General features: G+C 69.6%; 22 protein-coding genes. 10 read left to right on the forward strand and 12 right to left on the reverse strand.

Translation table 11 applies throughout. The annotated features are described in order from the left end of the window. Positions 1-10: 10 nt before the first annotated feature. The 4 genes from NQV15_RS00735 to ligD form a co-directional block, all read right to left on the reverse strand. On the reverse strand, positions 11-1,105 hold the full coding sequence (locus NQV15_RS00735) for an ATP-dependent DNA ligase (RefSeq protein ID WP_232402857.1): 1,095 nt from the start codon (positions 1,103-1,105) through the stop codon (positions 11-13). Positions 1,106-1,189: 84 nt separating this feature from the next. Beyond that, positions 1,190-1,570, reverse strand: a complete 381-nt coding sequence (locus tag NQV15_RS00740; RefSeq protein ID WP_232402868.1) for a TraR/DksA family transcriptional regulator — start codon at positions 1,568-1,570, stop codon at positions 1,190-1,192. Between the two features lie 95 nt (positions 1,571-1,665). Next, a complete protein-coding gene (locus NQV15_RS00745) occupies positions 1,666-2,184 on the reverse strand; it encodes a hypothetical protein (RefSeq protein ID WP_232402878.1) in 519 nt (172 codons plus the stop codon). A gap of 32 nt (positions 2,185-2,216) precedes the next feature. Continuing rightward, positions 2,217-3,578, reverse strand: a complete 1,362-nt coding sequence (ligD, locus tag NQV15_RS00750; RefSeq protein ID WP_232402880.1) for a non-homologous end-joining DNA ligase — start codon at positions 3,576-3,578, stop codon at positions 2,217-2,219. Positions 3,579-3,810: 232 nt separating this feature from the next. Between ligD and NQV15_RS00755 the strand changes: the two genes are divergently transcribed. Next, positions 3,811-4,599 (forward strand): sigma-70 family RNA polymerase sigma factor, encoded by a 789-nt coding sequence (locus NQV15_RS00755; RefSeq protein WP_232402882.1) that lies wholly within the window; start codon positions 3,811-3,813, stop codon positions 4,597-4,599. Positions 4,600-4,758: 159 nt separating this feature from the next. On the opposite strand, the gene NQV15_RS00760 is transcribed toward NQV15_RS00755, so the two are convergent. Continuing rightward, positions 4,759-5,262 (reverse strand): hypothetical protein, encoded by a 504-nt coding sequence (locus NQV15_RS00760; protein ID WP_232402884.1) that lies wholly within the window; start codon positions 5,260-5,262, stop codon positions 4,759-4,761. 194 nt (positions 5,263-5,456) lie between these two features. Between NQV15_RS00760 and NQV15_RS00765 the strand changes: the two genes are divergently transcribed. Then, the gene (locus NQV15_RS00765) at positions 5,457-6,164 is read left to right on the forward strand and encodes a GAF and ANTAR domain-containing protein (protein WP_232402886.1); all 708 of its coding nucleotides are present in this window, start codon (positions 5,457-5,459) and stop codon (positions 6,162-6,164) included. On the opposite strand, the gene ku is transcribed toward NQV15_RS00765, so the two are convergent. Both ku and NQV15_RS00775 read right to left on the reverse strand, forming a co-directional pair. Next, positions 6,161-7,102, reverse strand: a complete 942-nt coding sequence (gene ku, locus NQV15_RS00770) for a non-homologous end joining protein Ku (protein ID WP_232402897.1) — start codon at positions 7,100-7,102, stop codon at positions 6,161-6,163. The genes NQV15_RS00765 and ku overlap by 4 nt on opposite strands. Before the next feature lie 135 nt (positions 7,103-7,237). Then, entirely contained in the window at positions 7,238-7,969 is a 732-nt protein-coding gene (locus NQV15_RS00775) for a CatB-related O-acetyltransferase (protein WP_232402899.1), read from the reverse strand. A 50-nt stretch (positions 7,970-8,019) separates the two neighbouring features. Between NQV15_RS00775 and NQV15_RS00780 the strand changes: the two genes are divergently transcribed. Both NQV15_RS00780 and NQV15_RS00785 read left to right on the forward strand, forming a co-directional pair. Continuing rightward, the gene (locus NQV15_RS00780; protein ID WP_232402901.1) at positions 8,020-8,592 is read left to right on the forward strand and encodes a hypothetical protein; all 573 of its coding nucleotides are present in this window, start codon (positions 8,020-8,022) and stop codon (positions 8,590-8,592) included. A gap of 58 nt (positions 8,593-8,650) precedes the next feature. Then, positions 8,651-10,003, forward strand: coding sequence for an NAD-dependent succinate-semialdehyde dehydrogenase (locus NQV15_RS00785; protein ID WP_232402903.1), 1,353 nt, complete (start codon positions 8,651-8,653; stop codon positions 10,001-10,003). A gap of 102 nt (positions 10,004-10,105) precedes the next feature. Here NQV15_RS00785 and NQV15_RS00790 read toward each other — a convergent pair whose 3' ends face one another. Continuing rightward, entirely contained in the window at positions 10,106-11,533 is a 1,428-nt protein-coding gene (locus NQV15_RS00790; protein ID WP_232402905.1) for an NAD-dependent succinate-semialdehyde dehydrogenase, read from the reverse strand. Between the two features lie 2 nt (positions 11,534-11,535). Further along, positions 11,536-12,861 carry a 4-aminobutyrate--2-oxoglutarate transaminase gene (gene gabT / locus NQV15_RS00795; protein WP_232402907.1) on the reverse strand — a complete coding sequence of 442 codons (1,326 nt, stop codon included), beginning with the start codon at positions 12,859-12,861 and terminating at the stop codon, positions 11,536-11,538. Positions 12,862-12,931: 70 nt separating this feature from the next. Between gabT and NQV15_RS00800 the strand changes: the two genes are divergently transcribed. The 3 genes from NQV15_RS00800 (at position 12,932) to purU (ending at position 16,144) form a co-directional block, all read left to right on the forward strand. Further along, positions 12,932-13,852: a LysR family transcriptional regulator gene (locus NQV15_RS00800; RefSeq protein WP_232402908.1), complete on the forward strand. Its 921-nt coding sequence runs from the start codon at positions 12,932-12,934 to the stop codon at positions 13,850-13,852. A 115-nt stretch (positions 13,853-13,967) separates the two neighbouring features. Further along, positions 13,968-15,149: a ScyD/ScyE family protein gene (locus NQV15_RS00805; protein ID WP_232402911.1), complete on the forward strand. Its 1,182-nt coding sequence runs from the start codon at positions 13,968-13,970 to the stop codon at positions 15,147-15,149. A gap of 125 nt (positions 15,150-15,274) precedes the next feature. Continuing rightward, on the forward strand, positions 15,275-16,144 hold the full coding sequence (purU, locus tag NQV15_RS00810; protein ID WP_232402913.1) for a formyltetrahydrofolate deformylase: 870 nt from the start codon (positions 15,275-15,277) through the stop codon (positions 16,142-16,144). A gap of 37 nt (positions 16,145-16,181) precedes the next feature. Here purU and NQV15_RS00815 read toward each other — a convergent pair whose 3' ends face one another. Beyond that, positions 16,182-16,529, reverse strand: coding sequence for a DUF3817 domain-containing protein (locus tag NQV15_RS00815; RefSeq protein ID WP_232402915.1), 348 nt, complete (start codon positions 16,527-16,529; stop codon positions 16,182-16,184). A gap of 56 nt (positions 16,530-16,585) precedes the next feature. Here NQV15_RS00815 and NQV15_RS00820 point away from each other — a divergent pair, with 56 nt between their 5' ends. Further along, a complete protein-coding gene (locus NQV15_RS00820) occupies positions 16,586-17,236 on the forward strand; it encodes an ACT domain-containing protein (protein ID WP_232402933.1) in 651 nt (216 codons plus the stop codon). Between the two features lie 13 nt (positions 17,237-17,249). Here the strand turns inward: NQV15_RS00820 and NQV15_RS00825 are convergent, their stop codons facing one another. Continuing rightward, complete coding sequence (locus NQV15_RS00825; protein WP_232402935.1) at positions 17,250-18,131, reverse strand: SDR family oxidoreductase; 882 nt, start codon at positions 18,129-18,131, stop codon at positions 17,250-17,252. Positions 18,132-18,292: 161 nt separating this feature from the next. On the opposite strand from NQV15_RS00825, the gene NQV15_RS00830 reads away from it, so the two are divergent. Next, positions 18,293-20,296, forward strand: coding sequence for an FG-GAP repeat domain-containing protein (locus tag NQV15_RS00830; RefSeq protein ID WP_232402937.1), 2,004 nt, complete (start codon positions 18,293-18,295; stop codon positions 20,294-20,296). A gap of 29 nt (positions 20,297-20,325) precedes the next feature. On the opposite strand, the gene NQV15_RS00835 is transcribed toward NQV15_RS00830, so the two are convergent. After that, positions 20,326-20,697, reverse strand: a complete 372-nt coding sequence (locus tag NQV15_RS00835; protein WP_232402939.1) for a DUF4180 domain-containing protein — start codon at positions 20,695-20,697, stop codon at positions 20,326-20,328. Positions 20,698-20,787: 90 nt separating this feature from the next. Here NQV15_RS00835 and NQV15_RS00840 point away from each other — a divergent pair, with 90 nt between their 5' ends. Further along, positions 20,788-22,335: a Re/Si-specific NAD(P)(+) transhydrogenase subunit alpha gene (locus NQV15_RS00840; RefSeq protein WP_232402952.1), complete on the forward strand. Its 1,548-nt coding sequence runs from the start codon at positions 20,788-20,790 to the stop codon at positions 22,333-22,335. Position 22,336 lies beyond the last annotated feature (1 nt).

Genomic DNA, 22,336 nt, shown 5'->3' on the forward strand with positions numbered 1-22,336 from the left:
CGACGACCCCTCAGAAGGGGACGGGCTCGATCTCCTCGGGCCGCAGCTCGGGACGTAGGCGGATCAGCTCGTGCGGCTCCGCCCAGCCACGGACGGGGGACGACCCATCCGAGGCGACCTCGACGACCGTGGTGGGTTCGACCAGCGACGTGAGCAGGGAGTCGTCCGACCACCCCGGGATGTCCGCGAGGGACCGATCGGCCCACGGGTGGTCCCCGGTGGCGGCGGTCAGGAGGCGTCCGATCCGGCGGCTCTGGGGAAGGGTGATGTCGGTCGTGCCGCCCACGAGCCGCAGATTGCCCTCGTGGTCCGGCACCCCGAGCAACAGGCGGGTCGGGCCGCGCAGCGTCCCCATGACGGCGCCCACGACGCACTCGACGGAGTCGCGGATCGCAACCCGTTCCCAGCCGCGCTCGCCCGGTAGGTACCCGGTCGCCAGCCCCTTGGCGATCACTCCGTCGATGCCGACGTGCGCCTCGGAGTAGTTGACCAGCCAGGTGCGGGCCTCCTCCGCGTCCCGGGTCTGCGGGACGACGTGCAGGGGCGCCGGCGTGTCGTCCAGCAGGATCGTCAACGCCTGACGGCGCACGCGGAACGGGCTCTTGCGCAGGTCCATCCCGGCGCCGGCCAGGACGTCGAAGGCCACGAAGGAGGCCGGCCGCAGGGCCTCGGCCGACAGGTCGGCTCCGTGCTCGAGGCGGCGGTGCAGCTCGGTGAAGTCCGATGTGTCATCGCCCCAGACCACGAGCTCGCCGTCGAGCACGACCCCGGCCGGGACGTTCTCGCTCACGGCAGCGACGATCTCCGGGAAGGAGGCGGTGATGTCACGTCCGTACCGGGACTGGATGCGGCACCAGCCAGCCATCACGAAGATCAGGGCGCGGTAGCCGTCGAACTTCGGCTCGTACGCGGACCCGCCCGGCAGCCCGTCCTCATCGGGCAGAGCGGGCACTGATCGTGCCAGCATCGGCTGCTGGGGGAAGGTCAACAACGAGTTCTCCACCTCCTGGGCCGCATCGCGGACGGGGGGATCCGGCTCGCTGTTCCACCGATCGCCCCTGCGTGATGCGGCAGCGGCGCTCGGTCGTCGGTTCGGCAGGTTCATGGCTACGTGTACCCCCTTCGTGCTGAGGGTGTACCCCTGTCACGGCCGAGCAAGCATCGCGATCCACCATCAACCGCGAGTGGTTCAGTGTGCGCAGGAGATGCAGACCGTCGCGCGCGGGAAGGCCTCGAGCCGGGGACGACCGATCTCGCCGGAGCACGTCTCGCACACGCCGTACTGTCCGGCGGACAGGCGACCGATCACGTGCTGCGTCTGCTCGAGGATCGCCGCCAGGTTCTGCGCCTGCACGGCGTCCTGCAACAGCTCGGCGCGCTGGGATGCCACATCGAGGTCATCGTGCAGCACGTCCACACCGCCGACCGAGGACGTGGCGCTGAGGTCCCGGCCGACCGCGGCCATCTCGGCCTGCAGTCGCACGACCGCACCCTCGAGGCCCGCGCGGATGTCGGCCAGCTCCTGGGCGGTCCAGCCTGACGGTCCGGTTCGTTCCAGCTCTGCGGTCATGAGAAGTACCTCGGCTCGGGCGGTGAAGGGATGAGTTGCTCCCTTACCCCGCCCGAGCCGTGGCAATCAACGCTCAGGAACTTCTTGGTTGCGGTCTAGTGGGCCGCGTCCGGCGCCGCGGTCGCGCCCGGCTCGGGAGCGACCGTGGGGGGAGCGGTGGCAGCCGGCGGTGCCGGCGGCGTGGCCGGCGGCGTGGGCGCCACGTACGGGGCCGGTGAGGAACCCCGGCGCTGCATGATCGCGAACGCTGCGGCGCCGGCTCCGGTCAGGACGCCGATCGCGGCGACCTTGCGCAGGCGGGTGCGACGCTTCGGCTTGACCTGCTCGGGCAGACGCTCCTGCACGTTCTCGGGCAGGCGCTCGAAAAGATCGTCGCGCAGGTCGAGCAGCTGGTCCTTGTCGGGAAGGGCGGCGACGATTTGGTCGCGGACGGCCGGCGCGCGGTCGGCGACCTGCTTGCGCAGCTCGACGGTCTGCTCCGCGATCTGGTCGCGGACGGCCGGCGCGTGCTCGATGACCTGCTTGCGCAGCTCGTCGGTCTGGCTTGCCAGATCGCCGATCTGCTCCGTGATCTGGTCGCGCAATGTCGTGCTCTTCTTGGAAGACCTCAGCATGTGCGTGCTCCTCTTTTCATCGTGGGTCATGGTCAGGTGAGCTTCATCCGGTGGATGAGCCACTGGTTCTTGTCGGTGTGGATCAGGGCGTACTTGCGGCGGCCACCGAGTCCGCCGGCCTTCGTGCCGGTCAGTGTGGCAATGATCTCCCGAGCCTTCCACTTCTCCAGCTCGTAGGTACCAGAGTCCCAGATGGTGACCTCGCCTCCGCCGTACTCCCCCGCGGGGATGGTTCCCTCGAAGGTGGCATACGCCAAGGGGTGGTCCTCGGTCTGGACCGCGAGGTGGTTGGCATTCGTCGAGGTGGGCACGCCCTTGGGCAGTGCCCACGACACCAGCACGCCGTCGTGCTCGAGGCGGAAGTCCCAGTGCAGGCTGCTGGCGTGGTGCTCCTGGATGACGAAGGTGTTGCCGGCCGGGTCCGAGGACGGTGTCCCGTCGGGCTCCGGCGTCTTGGCGGCGTCCCGTTTTGCCCGGTAGGTCTCCAGCCGGTCGGCGCCGGGGGCGGGTCGGGCCAGGGCGGCCATCGGGTCCTTGCGCCGCTTCATGCGCGCCACGACCTCGTCGATCGTCAGGTGGCGCAGATCGGGATCGTTCAGCTCGCGCCACGTCCGGGGGACGGCCACGTGCGGCTCGATCGTCCCGCGCAGCGAGTACGGCGCGATGGTGGTCTTGTTGCCGTTGTTCTGGCTCCAGTCAACCAGCACCTTGCCGGTGCGTGAGCTCTTCTTCATCGAGCTGACGACCAGCTCGGGCAGCTCGGACTCCAGGGCAAGGGCCACCTGCTTGGCGAAGGCGTTGATGTAGTCCGAGTCGTGCGTCCCGTCCAGGGCCGAGTAGAGGTGGATGCCCTTGCTGCCACTGGTGACCGGGTAGGCGTCGAGCTCCAGGTCCCGCAGCAGCGCCTTGGCGCGCTTGGCGACCTCGACGCACTCGGGCAGCCCGGCGCCGGGGCCCGGGTCGAGATCCAGCACGAGGCGGTCGGGGTTCTGGGGGGCGCCTTGAGCGTCGACGCGCCACTGCGGCACGTGCAGCTCCAGTGCTCCGACCTGCCCGGCCCACGCCAGATCGGCGGGGCCCTCGAACACCGGGTACCGGTTCACGTGGCTGCGGTGGGTGATCTCCACGCGGCGGATCCAGGACGGTGCCGACTCCGGCAGGTTCTTCTCGAAGAAGACGTCCCCGGGCGACGCGGCGGTGCCGACGCCCTCGACCCAGCGCTTGCGGGTCACGATGCGTCCGGCGATGTGCGGCAGCAGGTGGGGCGCGATCTGCTGGTAGTACGCGATGACATCGGCCTTGGTGGTGCCGGTGGACGGATAGAGAACCTTGTCAGGATGCGTCAAGCGCAGGCGGTGCCCCGAGACCGACACCGTGTCGGTGGTCCTGGCCATCGACGTCCTCTCGCTGGGGCGGTCTCGCGGGCATCTGGTTGGCCGACGGGGTACCCGCTGGCGGTGTGACGAAACCCTCGGTCGGCCCAAAATGGTCCGACATAGTTCCAAAGAACTAGTCGGGATAGTCCTTTGTCACCCGTTCGGCCTTGCATTACGCGCGCGACGATGCCAAGGTTGGCTCCACGGTTGAGCAGCAGCCGAACACGGATCCAGACCACAGGTGGTCATCGTGAACATCACGTCCGAAGGTCCCAGCACCATCCACGACGACGACACGTCATCGCTGATCGAGGCAGCTTCGCAGGCCGGCCCGGTCGAGCGCGCAGCACTCGAGGAAGAAGTCGTCCGTCGCCATCTCGGTCTCGCCCGCCACCTCGCCGGTCGGTACGCCGGCCGTGGCGTCGATCGTGAGGATCTCGTCCAGGTGGCGAACTTCGCCCTGGTCAAGTCCATCCGCGGCTTCCACCACGATCGCGGCGAGTTCGTCCCGTTCGCGACGGTGACGATCCTCGGTGAGATCAAGAAGTACTTCCGCGACCACTGCTGGGGCGTGCGCCCGCCGCGTCGCATCCAGCAGCTCCAGGCCGACATCACCGCAGCCTCCGAACGTCTGCTCCAGGCTGATGGTCACATGCCGGGCGTCCCCGAGATCGCCGCCGAGCTCGGCGTGGACGCCGCCGATGTCAGTGAGGCGATGGCCGCGCGGGGATGTTTCTCCCCGACCTCGCTGGACCAGCCGGTCCGTGACGGGGGCCAGCCGCTCGGCGAGACGATGCGGTTCGACGAGACGACCTATGACTTCATCGACGACTGGGTCACGGTCGGGCCCCTGTGCGAGGGCCTCGGTGACGACGAGCGCGAGCTGTTGCGCCTGCGGTTCGTCGAGGACAAGACACAGCAGGAGATCGCCGACCTGGTCGGCGTCAGCCAGATGCAGGTGTCGCGTCGCCTCTCCAAGCTGCTGGAGCAGCTGCGCGAGAAGGCCACCGTCACCGAGGGCGTGCGCCGCGTCGCCTGAGTTCTGAGCTCGATCACAGGAGGCCCCGGGCGATTCGCCCGGGGCCTCGTGCGTTGGTAGCATGAGGGCCGGTTCAGCAGCAGCCGTTGGTTTTGCTGACCCGGAAAGGGCGCCTCGTTGACATCCGCCCTCCCTGAGCCGCGACGCCCCGAGCAGGGCTCAGGCCAGACCCTTCGCCCGTGGGTGCAGCGTCCGCTCGACGAATCCGGGCGCCGTGCGGCCGGCCAGATCGGCGACCTCGTCGGCGATGGCGACGGCCAGCTCCCGGGGAGCCAGATCCGGGCCGATGTCGCCCAGGCGCAGCTCGAGCGGCGGGTGCCAGATCAGCGTGACCGTGTGGTGCTCCCCGGCCTGGCGGCACAACTTCTCCCGGCGTGCGGTCGAGACGTCGTCACGCGACCTCTCGCACACGGCCACGACGTGAGCCGGCGGCGTCCCGCCCGCGGCCAAGGCCTCGAAGGCGCGTTCGCCGATCGGGGTCCCGAGTCGCACGACGGCATGTTGGACCGAGTTGATCCACCCCATCGGCGTCGTGACGGCGTGCGTGCTGAGGCCGCGGTACGACAGCTCGTCGCTCACTGCTCCGCCCAGTGCATCCAGATCGCCGAACAGGGTCACGGTCGGGCCGGACATGTCCATGTCCAGATCGGTGTCGTTGCTCAAGGCGTCATCCCTTCGGCGAAGGCAGCACTGGCCCACCATGCCCGGCTCAGCGGGGCCTTATGCTTACGCCGAGCTTTCTTCGGCGAGCCCGTACCCCACCGCTGGGGTGTCAAACGTGCAGGTCTGATGGCCCCGCGCGTATGGCGGGGCCGTCGGTGGTCGACAACAGCTTTGGACCTTGAGGGAGAGTTTCCGTGGCAAATCTGACGTTCTTCGCCGAGATGGCGCTTGACCTGCACGACGAGCCCACCGCCGAGCGGACGATCGAGCGGATCGCCGAGTACGCGAAGCTCGCCACGAGCTGTGACGACGCGGGGATCATGCTGGTGCACGCCCGCAGCCAGATCGAGACGGCTGCGGCGACCGCGCAACGCGTCGGCGAGTCCCACAACTTGCAGATCGTCCATGACGAGGGCCCCTGCCTCGACGCGATCGACGGCGAGAGGCACTACATGTCCCCCGACGTCCGTATGGACGAGCGGTGGCCGAAGTGGGGTCCGGCGGTGGCCGACCTGGGCCTGCGCAGTGTCCTCAGCCTGCGCCTGGAGACCAAGTCGCGGCAGTACGGCTCCCTGAACCTGTACGCGGAGCGGGTCAACGCCTTCGACGACGATGATCTCGCCGTGGCGTCGATCTTCGTCCGGCATGCCGCCGTGGCACTCGCGAATGCGCACAACGAAGAGGGACTGCAGGTCGCGATCGACGCCCGCAAGCTCATCGGGCAGGCCCAGGGCGTGTTGATGGAGCGCTTCGACATCGACGCCGACCGCGCCTTCGAGTTCCTGCGCCGGCAGTCACAGACGCACAACGTCAAGCTGCGTTTCGTCGCGGAGTGGGTCGTGGAACACCGCGGCTCGCCGGATGCGATCTTCTCTGCCCCGCCGGCCAGGCCGGTCGCCTAACCCGCCTTCTTGGCGGGCGTCTTCTTCGCAGGCGCCTTCTTGGCCGTGGTCTTCTTCGCGGTGGTCTTCTTCGCGGTGGTCTTCTTGGCGGGCGTCTTCTTGGCCGTGGTCTTCTTCGTCGCCGCGGTCTTGGCGGGGGCGGTCTTGTCGGAGCCGGACTTCTTGCGGTCGATGCTGCGCTTGAGCGCCTCCATCAGATCGACCACGTCTGCGTCGTCGTCCTTCTCCTGCTCGCCGAACGTGGCGGTGGTGTCGAGCGCATCGCCCTGCTCGAGCTTCGCCTCGACGAGGGTCCGGAGCTGCTCCTGGTAGTCGTCGCTGAACTCGGCGCTGTCGAAGTCCCCGGCCAGGGACTCGACCAGCTGCGCGGCCATGTCGCGTTCCTTCTGGCTGATCGACGGGACGTCCTTGAGCACGTCGAAGGCGGGCTCGCGGACCTCGTCGTCCCACAGCAGGGTCTGCAGCAGCAGGACGTTTCCGCGCACCCGCAGAGCCGCGAGCCGGGTCTTCTGGCGCAGCGCGAACCGGACGATCGCGGTGCGGTCCGAGTCCTCCAGCGCGCGCCGCAGCAGGGTGTACTGCTTCAACGTCTTGGCATCGGGCTCGAGGTAGTAGCTGCGATCGAGCCGCAGCAGGTCGACCTGGTCGGACGGGACGAACTCGACGACCTCGATCTCGTGATTGCGCTCGGCGGGCAGGGAGGCGAGGTCCTGCTCGGTCAGCACGACGGTCTGGTCGCCGTTGTCGTATGCCTTGTCGATGCTGCTGTAGTCGACGACCTCGCCACAGATCTCGCACCGCCGCTGGTATCGGATGCGCCCACCGTCCTTGTCGTGGACCTGGTGCAGGCGGACGTCGTGGCTCTCGGTGGCGCTGTAGACCTTGACGGGAACGCTCACCAGTCCAAAGCTGATGGCGCCCTTCCAGATGGATCGCATGGGGTCCATTGGACCGTCACCGCGCGGTCAGCGCAACGGGAGGCGAGGAAGATGACATGGCCGGCAGTAGCCCCTTGAGCCAACCCACCGCCCCTTGAGCCAACCCACCGCCCCTTGAGCCTGTCGAAAGGGGGCTCAGCCGCGAAGGAACCGCCGGCGTCGCGAAGGAGCCTCGGGCCTGGGAATCTCGACGAATCCCGGATCGTACGGCTCCAGACCTGCCTCGATGCGCGGACGCAGGGCCGCCGCGGCCGCGGCCGGGTCGTCGAACGGGATGCCCGCGAGCGCATTGGGGGAGTACCGCCACCACTGCAGGTCGAGCAGCTCGTCGCGCAGCTCGTCGGGCAGCCGCTTCTTGATGACCTTCGCGGGCAGGCCCCCGCAGATCGTGTACGGCGGCAGGTCGCGGGTGACGACCGCATTGGCCGCCACGATGCACCCGTCACCGATCCGCACCCCGCGCAGCACGACCACCCCGGCGCCCAGCCACACGTCGTTGCCGATCCAGGCGCGGTCGGGTCCGACGCTGCGGAACGACTGACGTCCGCCCGCCTCGGGATCGATGACCTGCGACTCGGCGGCTGCCGGGTGCCATCCCCAGGTGGCCTTCTTGTACTGGAACGCCGAGACGCCCATCCAGGTCAGGGGATGGCCGGTGGCACCGACGGTCGAGTTGTTGCCGATCTCGCAGTACCGGCCGATGTCGGCCGCCTGCACCTCGACGTGCTGGCCGAACTCGGTGAAGCAGCCCACCCGGGTGTCGGACCGCAGCAGCAGCCGCCCCAGGACGCGGACCGGAGGCTCGACCAGGAGACGTGAGGACCCGACACGGTGGACGTGCTGCGCCCCACGGATGTGCTCGACCACGCGTCCTCCTCCTCGGTGCCGCGACCTCAGGCTACTGGCAGGATGTCCGCGTGACCGAGCCTGCCCTCCGTCTCGTGCTGCGCGCGAAGAGCCGCTGGTCACGAGAGCCCTACCAGCTGCTGGAGATGCGCCCCGATGGTTCCGACGGCGCTGTCCTCGCGACCGTCCGGACCGCCCGGATGCTCGATCGAACTGGTCTGGTGTTCTACGCCGACGAGGGCACGGCCCAGCCGCTGTTCGCCTACAGCGGCGCCATCATCAGGGAGAAGTTCGAGATCGTCGACAGCTTCGGCATGGTGCTGGGGTCGTTCCACAAGGTGTGGAAGTCGTCGGTCCTGCGGTCCACCTGGCAGCTCGCCACCGTCGACGGGATGACGGCGGTCGGGCGTGAGCGCAACAAGATGGCGGCCCTCATGCGGCGGTTCGACGAACGCATCCCGTTCGTGGGGGTCCACTTCGACTTCACGACCGATGACGGGCAGCTGGTGCTCTCCAGCACGCGGCGACGCACGATCATCCCCGAGTACGAGATCACCGTGCCGACCCGAGCGGACGGCAGGCGGCTCGACTGGCGCGTCGCGGCGGCGGTGGGGGTCGCCCTGGAGGCGGAGCAGGACCGCTGACGGGGGCCGTGATGCGGGTTACGCTCGGCGGGAGCTGATCGACGCGAAGGAGCGGCCCATGTCCAGTCCGATCTACCAGGTGACCGATCCGTCGACCGGCGAGGTCGTCGAGACCTTCGACCCCGCCACCGACGCCGAGATCGAGGCGGCGCTGGCGGCGTCGGCGTCCGCGTACGCAGCGTGGAAGGACGTCCCGATCGCCGAGCGTGCCGCCCTGGTCCGACGCGTTGCCGCGCTGTTCGCCGAGCGCGCCGACGAGCTGGCGGCGATCGCGCAGACCGAGATGGGCAAGCCGGCGGCCGAGGGGGTCGAGGAGGCGGAGTTCTGCCAGTCGATCTTCGACTACTTCGCCGACGAGGGTCCGACGCTCGCCGCCGACCAGCCGATCAAGACGTTCTCCGGCGGCAAGGCCGTCGTGCAGAAGCTGCCGATCGGCCCCCTGCTGGGCATCATGCCGTGGAACTTCCCGTTCTACCAGATCGCCCGATTCGCGGCCCCGAACCTCATGCTGGGCAACACGATCATCCTCAAGCACGCCGAGTCGGTGCCCCGGTCCGCGCTCGCGGTCGAGCAGATCATGAAGGACGCCGGTGTGCCTGCGGGCGCCTATGTCAACGTGTTCGCGAACCACGACCAGATCGCCACGATGATCGCCGACCGCCGGGTGGCCGGCGTCTCGCTGACCGGCTCGGAACGGGCCGGCGCCGTCGTTGCCTCGCTGGCCGGCCAGAACCTGAAGAAGTGCGTGCTCGAGCTCGGTGGATCGGACCCGATGATCGTCCTGGACAGCGACGACCTGGACTCCGTCGCCGGTGACGCCTGGGACTTCCGCATGTACAACACCGGCCAGGCCTGCAACTCCAACAAGCGCATGATCGTGATGGACGACCTGTTCGACGACTTCGTGGGCAAGCTGACCCAGAAGGCCCTCTCGCTGGACTCGTTCGCGCCGCTGTCGTCGCGCAAGGCCGCCGAGACGCTCGCCGAGCAGGTGCAGGACGCGGTCGACAAGGGAGCCACGCTGCACGCCGGCGGGCAGCTCAGCGACGGGCCCGACGCCCACTACGCCCCGGCGGTGCTGACGGGGGTCACCAAGGACATGCGCGCCTACGCAGAAGAGCTGTTCGGCCCGGTCGCGGTCGTCTACAAGGTCGGCTCGGACGAGGAGGCGCTCGCGCTCGCGAACGACACGACGTACGGCCTGGGTGGATCGGTGTTCAGCGCCGACCCGTCGCGTGCGGAGAAGATCGCGCAGCGCCTCGAGGTCGGCATGGCCAACGTCAACTCGACCGCCGGCGAGGGTGCCGAGATCCCGTTCGGTGGCGTCAAGCGCTCCGGCTTCGGGCGCGAGCTCGGCCCGCTCGGCATGGACGAGTTCGTCAACAAGCGGATGTTCTACGTCGCCGACTGACCCCTCGCCCCTTGAGATTGTCGACGCATCGCCCCTTGAGCTTGTCGAAAGGGGCTTCCCTTTCGACAAGCTCAAGGGGCGTTTGGGTCAAGGGGCGGGGGGTCAGTCGGGCCAGGCGACGCTGAGGTACTGCGTCTCCTGGAACTCCTCCAGACCGGCGCGGGCGCCCTCGCGGCCGATGCCGCTCTGCTTCATGCCGCCGAACGGCGCCGCCGGGTCCGACACGATGCCACGGTTGAGGCCGATCATCCCGGCCTCGATCGACTCGCCCAGCCGGATGCCGCGCTGCAGCTCACCGGCGTACACATACGCGGCCAGGCCCATCTCGGTGTCGTTGGCCAGCGCGATGACCTCGTCGTCGCTGGTCCACGTCACGATCGGTGCGACCGGGCCGAAGATCTCCTCCCGGACGATCTCGGCGTCCGCGGGGACGTCGACCAGCACCGTCGGCGGGAAGTAGAACCCCTTGCTCTCGGGTGCCGGCGACTGGTGCGCGATGCGCGCGCCGGCCGACAGGGCACCCTCCAGCAGGGCGTGGATGTCGTCGACGGCCTTGGCGTTGATCATGGGACCGATGTCGGAGCCCTCGTTCGCGGGGCCGACGGTCAGGGCCTCGACCTTCGCGCCGAACTTGGCGGTGAACTCCTCGGCGACGTCGGCGTGCACGTACAGCCGGTTGGCCGCGGTGCAGGCCTGCCCGCCGCCGCGGAACTTGGCGATCATCGCGCCCTCGACCGCGGCATCGATGTCGGCGTCCTCGGTGACGATGAAGGGGGCGTTGCCGCCCAGCTCCATCGAGGAGTTCACGACCCGTTCGGCGGCCTGCTTCAGCAGCACCCGTCCGATCGGCGTCGATCCCGTGAACGAGATCTTGCGGACGCGCGGGTCCTCCAGCCACGTGCCGACGATCTTGCCCGCCGACTTGGACGGCACGATGTTGACGACGCCCTCGGGCACCCCGGCCTCGACCATGAGCTTGGCGATCGCGAAGGTCGTCAGCGGCGTCTCCGACGCCGGCTTGATCACGACGGTGCACCCGGCGGCGAGCGCCGGGGCGATCTTGCGGGTGGCCATCGCGGCGGGGAAGTTCCACGGCGTGACCAGGGCGGCGACACCGACCGGGTGGTGCGTCACCACGGTGCGGGATCCACCGGCGGGGGCCGTGCCGTAGTCGCCGCCCATGCGGACGGTCTCCTCGGCGAACCAGCGGAAGAACTCCGCGGAGTACGTCACCTCGCCCGTGGCGTCGGTCAGCGACTTGCCGTTCTCGGCAGCGATCAGCGCGCCGATCTCGTCCTTGTCGCGGATCATCAGCTCGTAGGTCCGGCGCAGGATCTCGGCGCGCTCGCGCGGAGCGACCTTGCGCCACGAGACGAGCGCCGCCGCGGCCGCATCGACCGCCGCAGTGGCGTCCGCCGGTCCACCGTTGGACACCGGGCGGATCGTCTCGCCCGTGGCCGGGTCCACGACATCGAACTCGCCGTCGGCGCCGGGCAGCCACTGGTTGTTGATGAACACGTCTGCGGTCATGGTCATGCCTCCTGGAAAGCGGTGGTCAGGATGTCGAGCGCCTCGGTGAGCAGCTCGTCGCTGATGGCCAGCGGCGGCAGGAACCGGAGCACATTGCCGTACGTCCCACACGTCAACACAATCACGCCGGCCTGATGGGCGCTCGCCGCCACCACCCGGGCGAGGTCGGCGTCGGGCTCGGTGGTGCCGGGCCTCACCAGCTCGACGGCGATCATCGCTCCGCGTCCGCGGACGTCGCCGATGCGATCGTCCTCGAGCTGGAGGCGGTGGAGCCGCTCGAGCATCAGCTGCCCGATGTCGCGGGCGCGGGCGACCAGGCCCTCGGACTCGATCGTCTCGATCGTGGCCAGCGCCGCGGCGCACGCGAGCGGGTTGCCGCCGTACGTGCCGCCGAGACCGCTGACGTGGGAGGCGTCCATGATGTCGGCGCGGCCGGTGACCGCCGACAACGGCAGCCCGCCGGCGATGCCCTTGGCGGTCACGATCAGGTCGGGGACGACGCCCTCGTGGTCGCAGGCGAACAGATCGCCGGTACGGGCGAAGCCCGTCTGCACCTCGTCGGCGACGAACACGACCCCGTTCGCGCTGCACCACGTCGACAGGGCGGGCAGGAAGCCGTCCGCCGGGACGATGAACCCGCCCTCGCCCTGGATCGGCTCGATCACCACGGCAGCCAGGTTGCCGGCGCCGACCTGCTTCTCGATGACGTCGATCGCGCGGCGCGCCGCCGCCGGGCCGTCGACCTGCTTGGCATCGCGGAACGGATAGGACAGCGGGACGCGGTAGACCTCCGGGGCGAACGGCCCGAAGCCACTCTTGTACGGCATCGACTTGGCGGTCATGGCCATCGTCAGGTTGGTGCGCCCGTGGTACGCGTGGTCGAACACGACGACTGCCTGCCGCTTGGTGTGGGCGCGGGCGATCTTGATCGCGTTCTCCACGGCCTCGGCGCCGGAGTTGAACAGGGCCGACTTCTTCTCGTGGTCGCCGGGCGTCAGCCGGTTGAGCGCCTCGGCGACGGCGACGTAGCCCTCGTACGGCGTGACCATGAAACAGGTGTGGGTGAAGGCCTCGGCCTGCTGCTGGACGGCCTCGACGACCCGCGGTGCGCTGTTGCCGACCGTCGTGACCGCGATGCCCGAGCCGAGGTCGATCAACGTGTTGCCGTCGACGTCCTTGACGACACCCCCACCGGCCTCGACGGCGAACACCGGCATCGTGACGCCGATGCCTGCGGCGACCGCCGCGTGCTTGCGCGCCATCAGCTCGGTGGACCGGGGCCCGGGGATGGGGGTGACCAGGTGGCGGCGCTGCTCGAGATCGGACATGCGGTCATTCTCGTCTCCGGGAACTATGCCGTCCAATACTCAGAACTTATCTGAACTATGCTCTCAAGGCATGGAACTGCGCACCCTGGGCTACTTCGTCGCCGTGGCCGACGCCGGCTCCGTCAGCGCGGCCGCAGCGGTCGTCCATGTCACGCAGCCGGCCATCTCACGGCAGCTGCGCCAGCTGGAGACCGAGCTGGGTCTGGAACTGTTCACCCGTGGCCCCGGGCGCCTGAGCCTGACGGCCGCCGGTCAGCAGTTCCTGCCGCACGCCCGCGACGTGCTGCACCGGGCCGACGAGGCACGGGCCGCCGCCCGGACCTACGCGGCGGGACGCCTCGAGCGCCTGACGATCGCAGCACCGACCACGACCCTGACGGATGTGATCGCGCCGTTCCTGGCGACGCTCACCGACGACGACCCCATGCCGACGGTGTTCGAGTCCGATCCGCGCGAGGCGTACCCCGCGCTGCGTCACGGGGCGGACCTGGCGATCGTCACGGAGGCCCCGCGGTCGACCCTCGCGGCCCGGGCGCTCGCCTCGCTGCCCGTGTGGGCGTACGTGCGCGACGACCACCCGTGGCACGGGCGCGATGCCGTGGCACTGCACGAGCTCGTCGACGAGACCGTCCTGGCCCTCACGCCGTCGTTCCGGCCACGGCAGATCCTCGACACCGCACTCGCCCGCCTCGGCGTGCCGCTCGACCGGGTCGTCGACTGCAGCAATCCGCAGGTGGCCCAGGCGCTGGCTGCCGCCGGACGTGGCGTGGCCGTCGTGACCGACGATGCGCGGTTCGGCCTCTGGCCGGTGCAGATCGTGGGGCGCGACGGACCGCTGCGCATCGATCTGTTCGCGGCCTGGGAGCCGGAGCACCACGCGGCGGAGACCTTGGCGGCCCTGGCCGCGCGCCTCGGCGAGTTCTGCGTCGAGCGATATGGACCCGACGTGGCGCCGGCCGGGCATGTCGGTCAGATGGGTCGAGAGTACTGAAACCGCAGTGAATTTTGCGTGAAACCGGGGTCGACAGGCTGCGGTGGCGAGCCTACGTTCGGGACAAGGGAGGACGAAGGGGACGGCTTCCATCGTCACTCGAGAAAGGCCTGTCATGAATCGTTCTTCCAAGACGCTGCTCGCCGCGTCCTGTGCCACCTTGCTCGCCGGTGGTCTCATCGGCGCGAGCCCAGCCGCTGCGGGCGGCCGGCACCACCATCACCCCGCGCCGCAGACGCCGGCCGCGCGCACGATCGCCGAGGGGTTGTTCACCCCGCTGAGCCTGGCGATCGACCAACGCGGACGCGCACTGGTGGCGCAGAACTTCGCCGGCGAGCTGCTGCGCATCACCCCGGACGGACAGCGCAGCACGATCGCCACGGCACCGACGCCGGGTGACGAGCTCGGGGCGGTCTCGACGCGGGGCAGGACCACCTATTACGCGACGACCAGCGGGATGGGCTCGCCCGCACCGACGGCCAAGCTGTACGCCCAGCGTGCAGGCGGTGCCGGCCGGCAGATCGCCGACCTGCGGGCCTTCGAGGCCACCCGCAACCCCGACCGGGGCACGACCTACGGCTTCCGTGACCTGCCGCAGTCGTGCTCCGCGCAGTTCCCGGCCGACAACCCGGCGTCGTACACGGGTCTGGTCGACAGCCATCCGTACGCCACGTCCGTGGCCCGCGACAAGGTCTACGTCGCCGATGCCGCCGCCAACGCGATCCTGTCGGTGCGCACGGGCAAGCGGCGCATGGCCACCCCGAAGGTCGTGGCGGTGCTGCCGGCGATCCCCAGCATCGCCACCGCCGAGGTGGTGGCCGATCAGGGCCTGCCGCCCTGCGCGACCGGTCACACGTACTGGTTCGAGCCCGTCCCGACCGATGTCGAGCAGGGACGCGACGGCTGGCTGTACGTGACGTCCCTGCCGGGCGGGCCGGAGGACGCCTCGCTGGGCGCTCGCGGTGCGGTGTTCAAGGTCAACCCGCACTCCGGTGCGGTGCGCCGGGTCGCCGGCGGATTCGTCGGTGCGGTGAACCTGGCGCTCGGCCCCGACGGCACGATCGCCGTCGCCGAGCTCTTCGGCGGGGACGACGGATCCGGGCAGGTCACGTTGGTCAAGCCGGGCTCGAACCGGCGGACGGTGCTGCCGCTGCCCGCGCCCGGGGCCGTCGAGTGGGTCTCGTCGCGCTGGAGCAGCAAGCTGTACGTCACGACGGACGCCTTCGGGCCGGCCGGCCCCGCGCCCACCGGCAAGCTGCAGGTGCTGGACATGGCAGGTTCACGGCACCGGCACTAGCGGTCCGCGGACGCCCTCGGGACCCCCGTGGCCCCGGGGGCGTCCGTGCGGGGTGACGTCCTCGCCGCGTCGCGAACGCACGACGATAGGTTTCGTGCGTGGTGCACGAACGAAGGACCGAACCCATGACCGACCAGACCCCGACCCCTTCGGCGGTCCTGACGCTGTCCTGTCCCGATCGGCCGGGCATCGTGCGGGCCGTCGCGGACTTCTTCTACGTCCAGGACTGCGACATCGTCGAGAGCCACCAGTTCGGTGACGCCGACACCGCGCAGTTCCACATGCGGGTGCTGCTGCGGACGGGGGAGTCGACGCCGGGGCTGGCGACGCTGCGCGCCCAGTTCGACGAGGTGGCCCGGGCCTTCGCGATGACGTACGAGCTGCACGACACGGCCGAGCGGCCGCGGTTGCTGATCATGGTCTCGAAGTTCGACCACTGCCTGTACGACCTGCTGTACCGCTGGAAGTCTGGTCAGCTCAAGGCCGACATCGTGGGCGTCGTGTCCAACCACCGCGACCTGGAGCCGCTGGCCCAGTGGCACGACATCCCGTTCCACCACGTGCCGGTCACGCCGCAGACCAAGCCCGAGGCGGAGGCGCAGGTGCTCCGGCTCGTCGAGGAGCTCGGCGTCGACCTGGTGGTGCTGGCGCGGTACATGCAGATCCTGTCCGAGGACATGTGCCAGGCCCTGGACGGTCGAGCGATCAACATCCACCACTCGTTCCTGCCGAGCTTCAAGGGCGCCAACCCGTACCGTCAGGCGCACCAGCGCGGGGTCAAGCTCATCGGGGCGACGGCGCACTACGTGACGTCCGACCTGGACGAGGGCCCGATCATCGAGCAGGCCGTCCACCGGGTCGATCACCAGGCCGCGGTCGAGGACCTCGTGGCGCTGGGGCGTGACCTGGAGTCCCAGACGTTGGCGCGCGCCGTCATGTGGCACGTGCAGCGACGCGTCATCCTGAACGGCGCGCGCACCATCGTCTTCAACTGAGCCGTGACCTTGGGCCCGCGGCTCGGCGGGAGAGGTGTCAGGCGACCGGGACGGCCTCGGGCTTGCGCTCGAGCAGGCCGTCGCGGACTGCCTTGCGCTCGAACCAGATCGACGCGAACGGCGGGATCGCGGCGAGCAGCGCGATGATCGTGGTCTTGAAGTTCCAGCGGAACACGAAGTGGCAGACGACGGTCATGATCAGGTACAGCAGGAAGAAGCCCGCGCCGTGGATCATTCCGGCGACGGGTACGCCGCCTTCCTCGAGGCCGAACGGCTCGGACTCCAGGATCCACTTGCAGAACATCGCGGAGAGCAGAAGCACCCACGAGACGGCCTCACCGAAGGCAACGACACGGAACAATTTGCGGACGATCGAGGAATTCACGCCCCTCAGGCTACCCGTGTAACCCCAATGAAACGCCGACCGGTGACAATGGTCATATGGCCTTCCTGTTGCGCGTCGAGCTTCCCGACGTGCCCGGATCATTGGGCGCGCTCGCGACCGCACTCGGTGGGGCAGGCGCCGACATCGAGGCGATCGAGATCGTCGAGCGTCGCGCGGACGGCAGGGTCGTCGACGACGTCCTGCTGGAGCTCCCGCCCCAGGTCATGCCCGATGCGCTGGTCACGGCGTGCCACCAGCTCGAGGGCGTCAACGTCGCCTGGATCTCGCGCTACAACGCCGGCGCGAACCTGAGCATGGACCTCGAGGCCATCGAGCGGTTCACCGAGGACCCGACGAAGGCGCTCTCGCGGCTGGTCGAGGTCATCCCGGAGACCTTCCGCACCGACTGGGCCATGGCGCTGCACCGGGTCGACGGCCTGACCCAGGCCATCGCGTCGTCGTCGACCGCGCCGAAGCTCGTCGCCGAGGCGGACGACTGGCTGGGGCTGCGCAAGGCCAAGGTCCTGCGGGAGGTGCCGGAGTGGGACTCGACCGTCCTGGCCGCGTCCCCGGCCCGCGGCCGTGACGGCAAGGGCATGGTCGTGGTGGTCGGACGCCACGGCGGCCCGGCGTTCCTGCCCTCCGAGGTAGCCCGCCTGGGCCACATGGTGTCGCTGGCGGCGAGCGTCCAGAGCGTCCGCGGCTGAATTCGGCCTGCTGCTACTCCACGGCCTTGGTCTCGGGGACGTGCGAGTGGTGGAACCGGCCGAGCGCCTCGACCTCGCGCTCCATGCTCGGCACCGACCTGGCGGCCATCCGCTTGAGCACGGGCCAGGCGGCGGGGGAGTTGATGATCGACTTGGTCCAGTTCGACACCATGACGTTCTTGGGCACGTAGACCCGCGCCTTGCGGCGGGCGAACCCGCGCAGGATCAGGTCGACGCACTCCTCGACGCTGGTCGTGCCGTTCGCGGGCCACGGCAGGTGCTGGCGCACGGTGCGGAACGTGGGCAGGTCCTTCTCGGCGTTGCGGACGATGTCGGTGTCGATCCACGACGGGTGGCACACGCCGACGCCGATGCCCACGTGGGCGACCTCCTGCTTGTACGCCAGGGCGAGCGTCTCGGCCCCGGCCTTGCTGGCGTTGTACGAGGCGAGGCCCGCCAACGGGGTGAACGAGGCCATCGAGGCCACGACGAGGGCGTAGCCACGGGTCGCGGCCAGGTGCGGGGTCGCGTACTTCAGGGTGCGGAAGACGCCGTTGACGTTGATGTCGACGACCCGCTCGAAGGCTTCGTCATCGATCTGGCGGACCGTGCCGTAGGACGCGATGCCGGCATTGGCCAGCACGTGGTCGAGGCGACCGAAGTGCGCGGCGGCGGCGTCGACCGCGGCGGCGACGGCTGCCCCGTCGCGGACGTCGGCCTCCCACCACGCGGCCGCGTCGCCCAGCTCGTCCGACAGCTCTGCGAGGAGATCGGGCTCGAGGCCGACGAGGGCGACCTTGCCGCCACGCTCGACGTATCCCCTGGCCACGCCTGCGCCGATGCCGCGTGCCGCGCCCGTGATCAGCGCGACCTTGCCCGTGAATGTCTGTCCCATGCCAGTCAACATACCGTCGGTATCTGGAATGCGCCACCGGCGATGTCACATAAGTGTGTCCGAGGGACCGGGGAACCGGAATTACGGCACGAATGTCCAAATATCATATAGGGTCCGGGAACCGGCGCCCGGCAGGTAGCGCCTCGAGCGAAGGATCGCCCATGCCCCGTGTTCCATCCGCATTCGCAGCCCTGGTCGTCGGCAGCAGCGCAGCTCTCGTCCTCGCAACGGTGGTGGCGGCCCAGGCGGCCGCGCCGACCGACCCGGCCACCCCGGCCAGCTTCAGCCGGATCGACGTGGACACCAAGCTGACCGGTGCTGCCTTCAGCGTGTCCGGCGACGTCTTCGGCACGGGCAAGCAGGACCTGGTGGTGACGGCCTTCGGCGCCTTCACCGGCAGCGGCCAGACGTCCACGCCTCCTGCCGCGGGCACGGTGCAGATCTATCGACCCGGCGCCACGCTCAAGCGGTGGACCAAGGTGCCGGTCGTGACAGAGGCCGACGGCATCACGTTCCCGAACCAGCCCACCCTGGCCGACGTCAACGGCGACGGCGCGACCGACGTGATCGTCCCGGGCGGCTACTTCTTCGACACCTACTCGCCGGCCCCGCAGGTGCCGCCGAAGAACCGTGGCTCGATCACGTGGTGGGAGAACAAGGGCGAGGGCAAGGCCTTCGTGCGCCACGACGTGGTCACGGCCAGCCCGTTCTCGTACCACGCGGTCCAGCTCGCCGACCTGGACGGCGACGGGATCAAGGACATGGTCACGACGGGCGAGCAGGGCAAGTCGCCGCAGAGCCCTGCCGACGACATCGTCGAGCTGCAGTACCTCAAGGGCCGGCTCGACGGCGCGACCGATGCTCGGACCTTCGATGCTCCCGTGGCGCTGGGCGCGAACGGCGGCAGCCTGCCGGTCGTGTCCGACGTCGATCGTGACGGCAAGCCGGACATCGTCTCCGCGCAGTACTTCGGCGCCGGGCAGCCGTCCTACCTGTGGTTCAAGCAGTCGGGGACGCCCACCGGCGGTGCGCTGACGGCTGACAACTTCACGATGCACGCGATCTCCTCGGAGCAGGGGCCCGGCTTCCAGATCAAGCTCGTCCCGAATCTGCGCGGCGACGGCATCGATCGGTGGGTCGGCACCAACCATCTGTCGTACCCCTTGACGGCGCCCGAGGGTGGGGTCTTCGAGCTCACTCCGACGGCGGCGATCACCGAGCCGTGGACGTCGACGAGGCTCGCGGGCCCGTTCTCTCCGCGCCCGACGTTCGGGCAGGCGGCCCCTGGTGTCTTCGGCAGCGGTGATCTCGACGGCGACGGCGATGTCGACCTGGCCCTGTCCGGTGACGGCGATCGACGGCTGTTCTGGGTCGAGCAGACCGGTACCAACGGATTCGTGACGCACGTGCTCGAGGACTACGACGGCACCACGACGTCGGTGCCCGGCATGGGCCAGGCCGGTGGCGCCGTCGTGGCCGACCTCGACGGCAACGGCACGAACGAGATGGCGTTCAGCTCGTTCGACCAGAACACCGTGGCGGTCTACGTCCGCAGCGGCGGCGGTCCGGCCGCGCCGGTGCCTGCTCCCGCACCCGTGCTGAGCGTCTCGGCGCCCGCGACGGTGACGGCCGGTGCGCCGACGACCCTCTCGGCCAGCCTCTCCGCGGCCGGCGCCTCGACGCAGCCGGCTCGGGTCACCTTCACGGCGGCTCGCACGGGTGCGGTCACGCAGGTCGGCGCGATGGCCCTCGCCCCGGGCGCGACGGCGGGCACGTTCACCGGCTCGATCCGGGTCAGGGCCAGCGAGTCAGGCACGTTCGCAGTCGCCGCCGGCGGTGCCACGGCATCGGCCGCCGTGACCGTGCGCACCACGATCAAGGGCTTCTCGACCGCCACGAAGAGGCTGAAGAAGAAGGCGACGATCAAGGACACGATCAGCGTCCGCCCCGGCTTCGGCCGCACGGTCCACCTGCAGCGGTGGACCTGCTCCAGCGCCGCGCCCAGCTGCCGCTGGAAGACCGTCTCCAGTCACCGGCTCAACGGCAAGAACCGGGCGACGGTGGCGATCAAGGCGCCGAAGGGCACCTCGTTCTGGCGGGTCTCGGCCCCCGGGACCAAGGCCGGCTCGGCCGCCCTCACGAAGAGCCGCACCGTCAAGCGGTAGGTCCGTCCCATCGGGGATCGGCTCCGCGCCTACTGGGCGCGGAGCCGGTTCTGGAACTCGTGGAACGTCCCGCAGAACCACATCCCTTGACCCCGGTTCGCATCGTCGACCCAGGCACGCAGCGGGGAGCTGCTGGCGACCTGGCGCGAGATGTCGCCCACGACGGCCAGCCGCACCCGGTACGTCGCGAAGCGCTGGGCGATGTGATGGGCGATGCCGGTGCTGAGCTGGAAGAAGTCGTCGGTCAGGCGCTCGGCCGGAACGACCACCGTGCGGGCGCGCAGGCCGATGGCCTCGCCGAGCAGCTCGACCACGGCGCCCTCGGTGTCGACCGGGATGCCGTCGGGCGCGCACACCATCACGGCAGTGCCGTGCACGGTGGCGAGGTGCTCCGCGGTCATTGCACGACGATAGCCCGTGAGGTACCCACAGAATGAGACGCAGGTCTCACCCGGTGGTCGAGTGAGCGGAAGACCCACTACCTTCTCGGCATGAGTGTCGTCGGAGTAGTGACTGAGACGGTGGCAGGCGAGACACGAGTCGCCGCCACGCCTGAGACCGTGGGAAAGCTGATCGGGCTGGGCTATGAGGTGATGGTCGAGTCGAGGGCCGGCGAGAAGTCGGCGTTCACCGACCAGGCCTACCTCGACGCGGGCGCCACGATCGGCGCACGCGCCGACGTGTGGCGCAGCGACATCGTGTTCAAGGTCAATGCGCCGTCGTCGGCCGAGATCGGTCAGCTGGCCGACGGAGCGACGCTCATCAGCCTCATCAGCCCGGCGCTCAACCCCGAGCTCGTCCAGCAGCTGGCCGCGCGTCCCATCACGGTCCTGGCGATGGACGCCGTGCCGCGCATCTCGCGGGCGCAGTCGATGGACGTCCTCAGCTCGATGGCCAACATCGCGGGCTACCGCGCCGTCGTCGAGGCGGCGAACGTCTTCGGCCGGTTCTTCACCGGCCAGATCACCGCTGCGGGCAAGGTTCCGCCGGCCAAGGTGCTGGTCGCCGGCGTCGGCGTCGCCGGCCTCGCGGCGATCGGGACGGCGGGCAGCCTGGGCGCGATCGTCCGGGCCACCGATCCGCGCGCGGAGGTCGCCGACCAGGTCAAGTCCCTGGGCGGTGAGTACCTCGCGGTCGAGGTCGAGACCGAGCAGTCGACCGATGGCTACGCCAAGGCGACGTCGGAGGCATACGACGCGCGCGCCGCGGAGATCTACTCCGAGCAGGCCGCGGACGTCGACATCATCATCACGACGGCGCTGATCCCCGGACGTGCCGCGCCGATCCTGATCACCGAGGCCGATGTCGCCTCGATGAAGCCCGGCAGCGTCATCGTCGACATGGCCGCGGCCAACGGCGGCAACGTCGTCGGCACCCGGCCCGGCGAGGCGGTCGTGACGCCCAACGGCGTGACGATCCTGGGCTACACCGATCTGGCCGGCCGCCTGCCCACGCAGGCCTCCCAGCTGTACGGCACCAACCTGGTCAACCTGATGAAGCTGCTGACGCCGGCCAAGGACGGCCAGCTCGTGCTGGACCTGGACGATGTCGTGCAGCGCACCATCACCGTCGTCAAGGACCGCGAGACCTTGTGGCCCCCGCCGCCCGTGCAGGTGTCCGCGGCCAAGCCGGTTGAGCCTGTCGAAGCGGCGCCCGCCAAGCCGCCCAAGACCGTCATGACCCAGCGGGCCAAGCTCGGCCTGATGGGGCTCGGCGTCCTGGCGCTGTTCCTGGTCAACGCCTATGCGCCCGAGCCCCTGCCTGAGCACTTCACGGTGCTGACCCTGGCGATCGTCATCGGCTACTACGTCATCGGCAAGGTGCACCACGCGCTGCACACGCCGCTCATGTCGGTCACGAATGCCATCTCCGGCATCATCGTGGTCGGCGCGATGCTGCAGGTCGGCATCGACGGCGACGCTGACAACGCCACGGTCATCCGGATCCTGGCGTTCATCGCGATCCTGCTGGCCTCCATCAACGTCTTCGGCGGATTCGCCGTGACCCGTCGCATGCTCAGCATGTTCTCGAAGGGCTGAT

It is taken from the genome of Aeromicrobium wangtongii (assembly GCF_024584515.1).
Classification (GTDB): Bacteria; Actinomycetota; Actinomycetes; order Propionibacteriales; family Nocardioidaceae; genus Aeromicrobium; species Aeromicrobium wangtongii.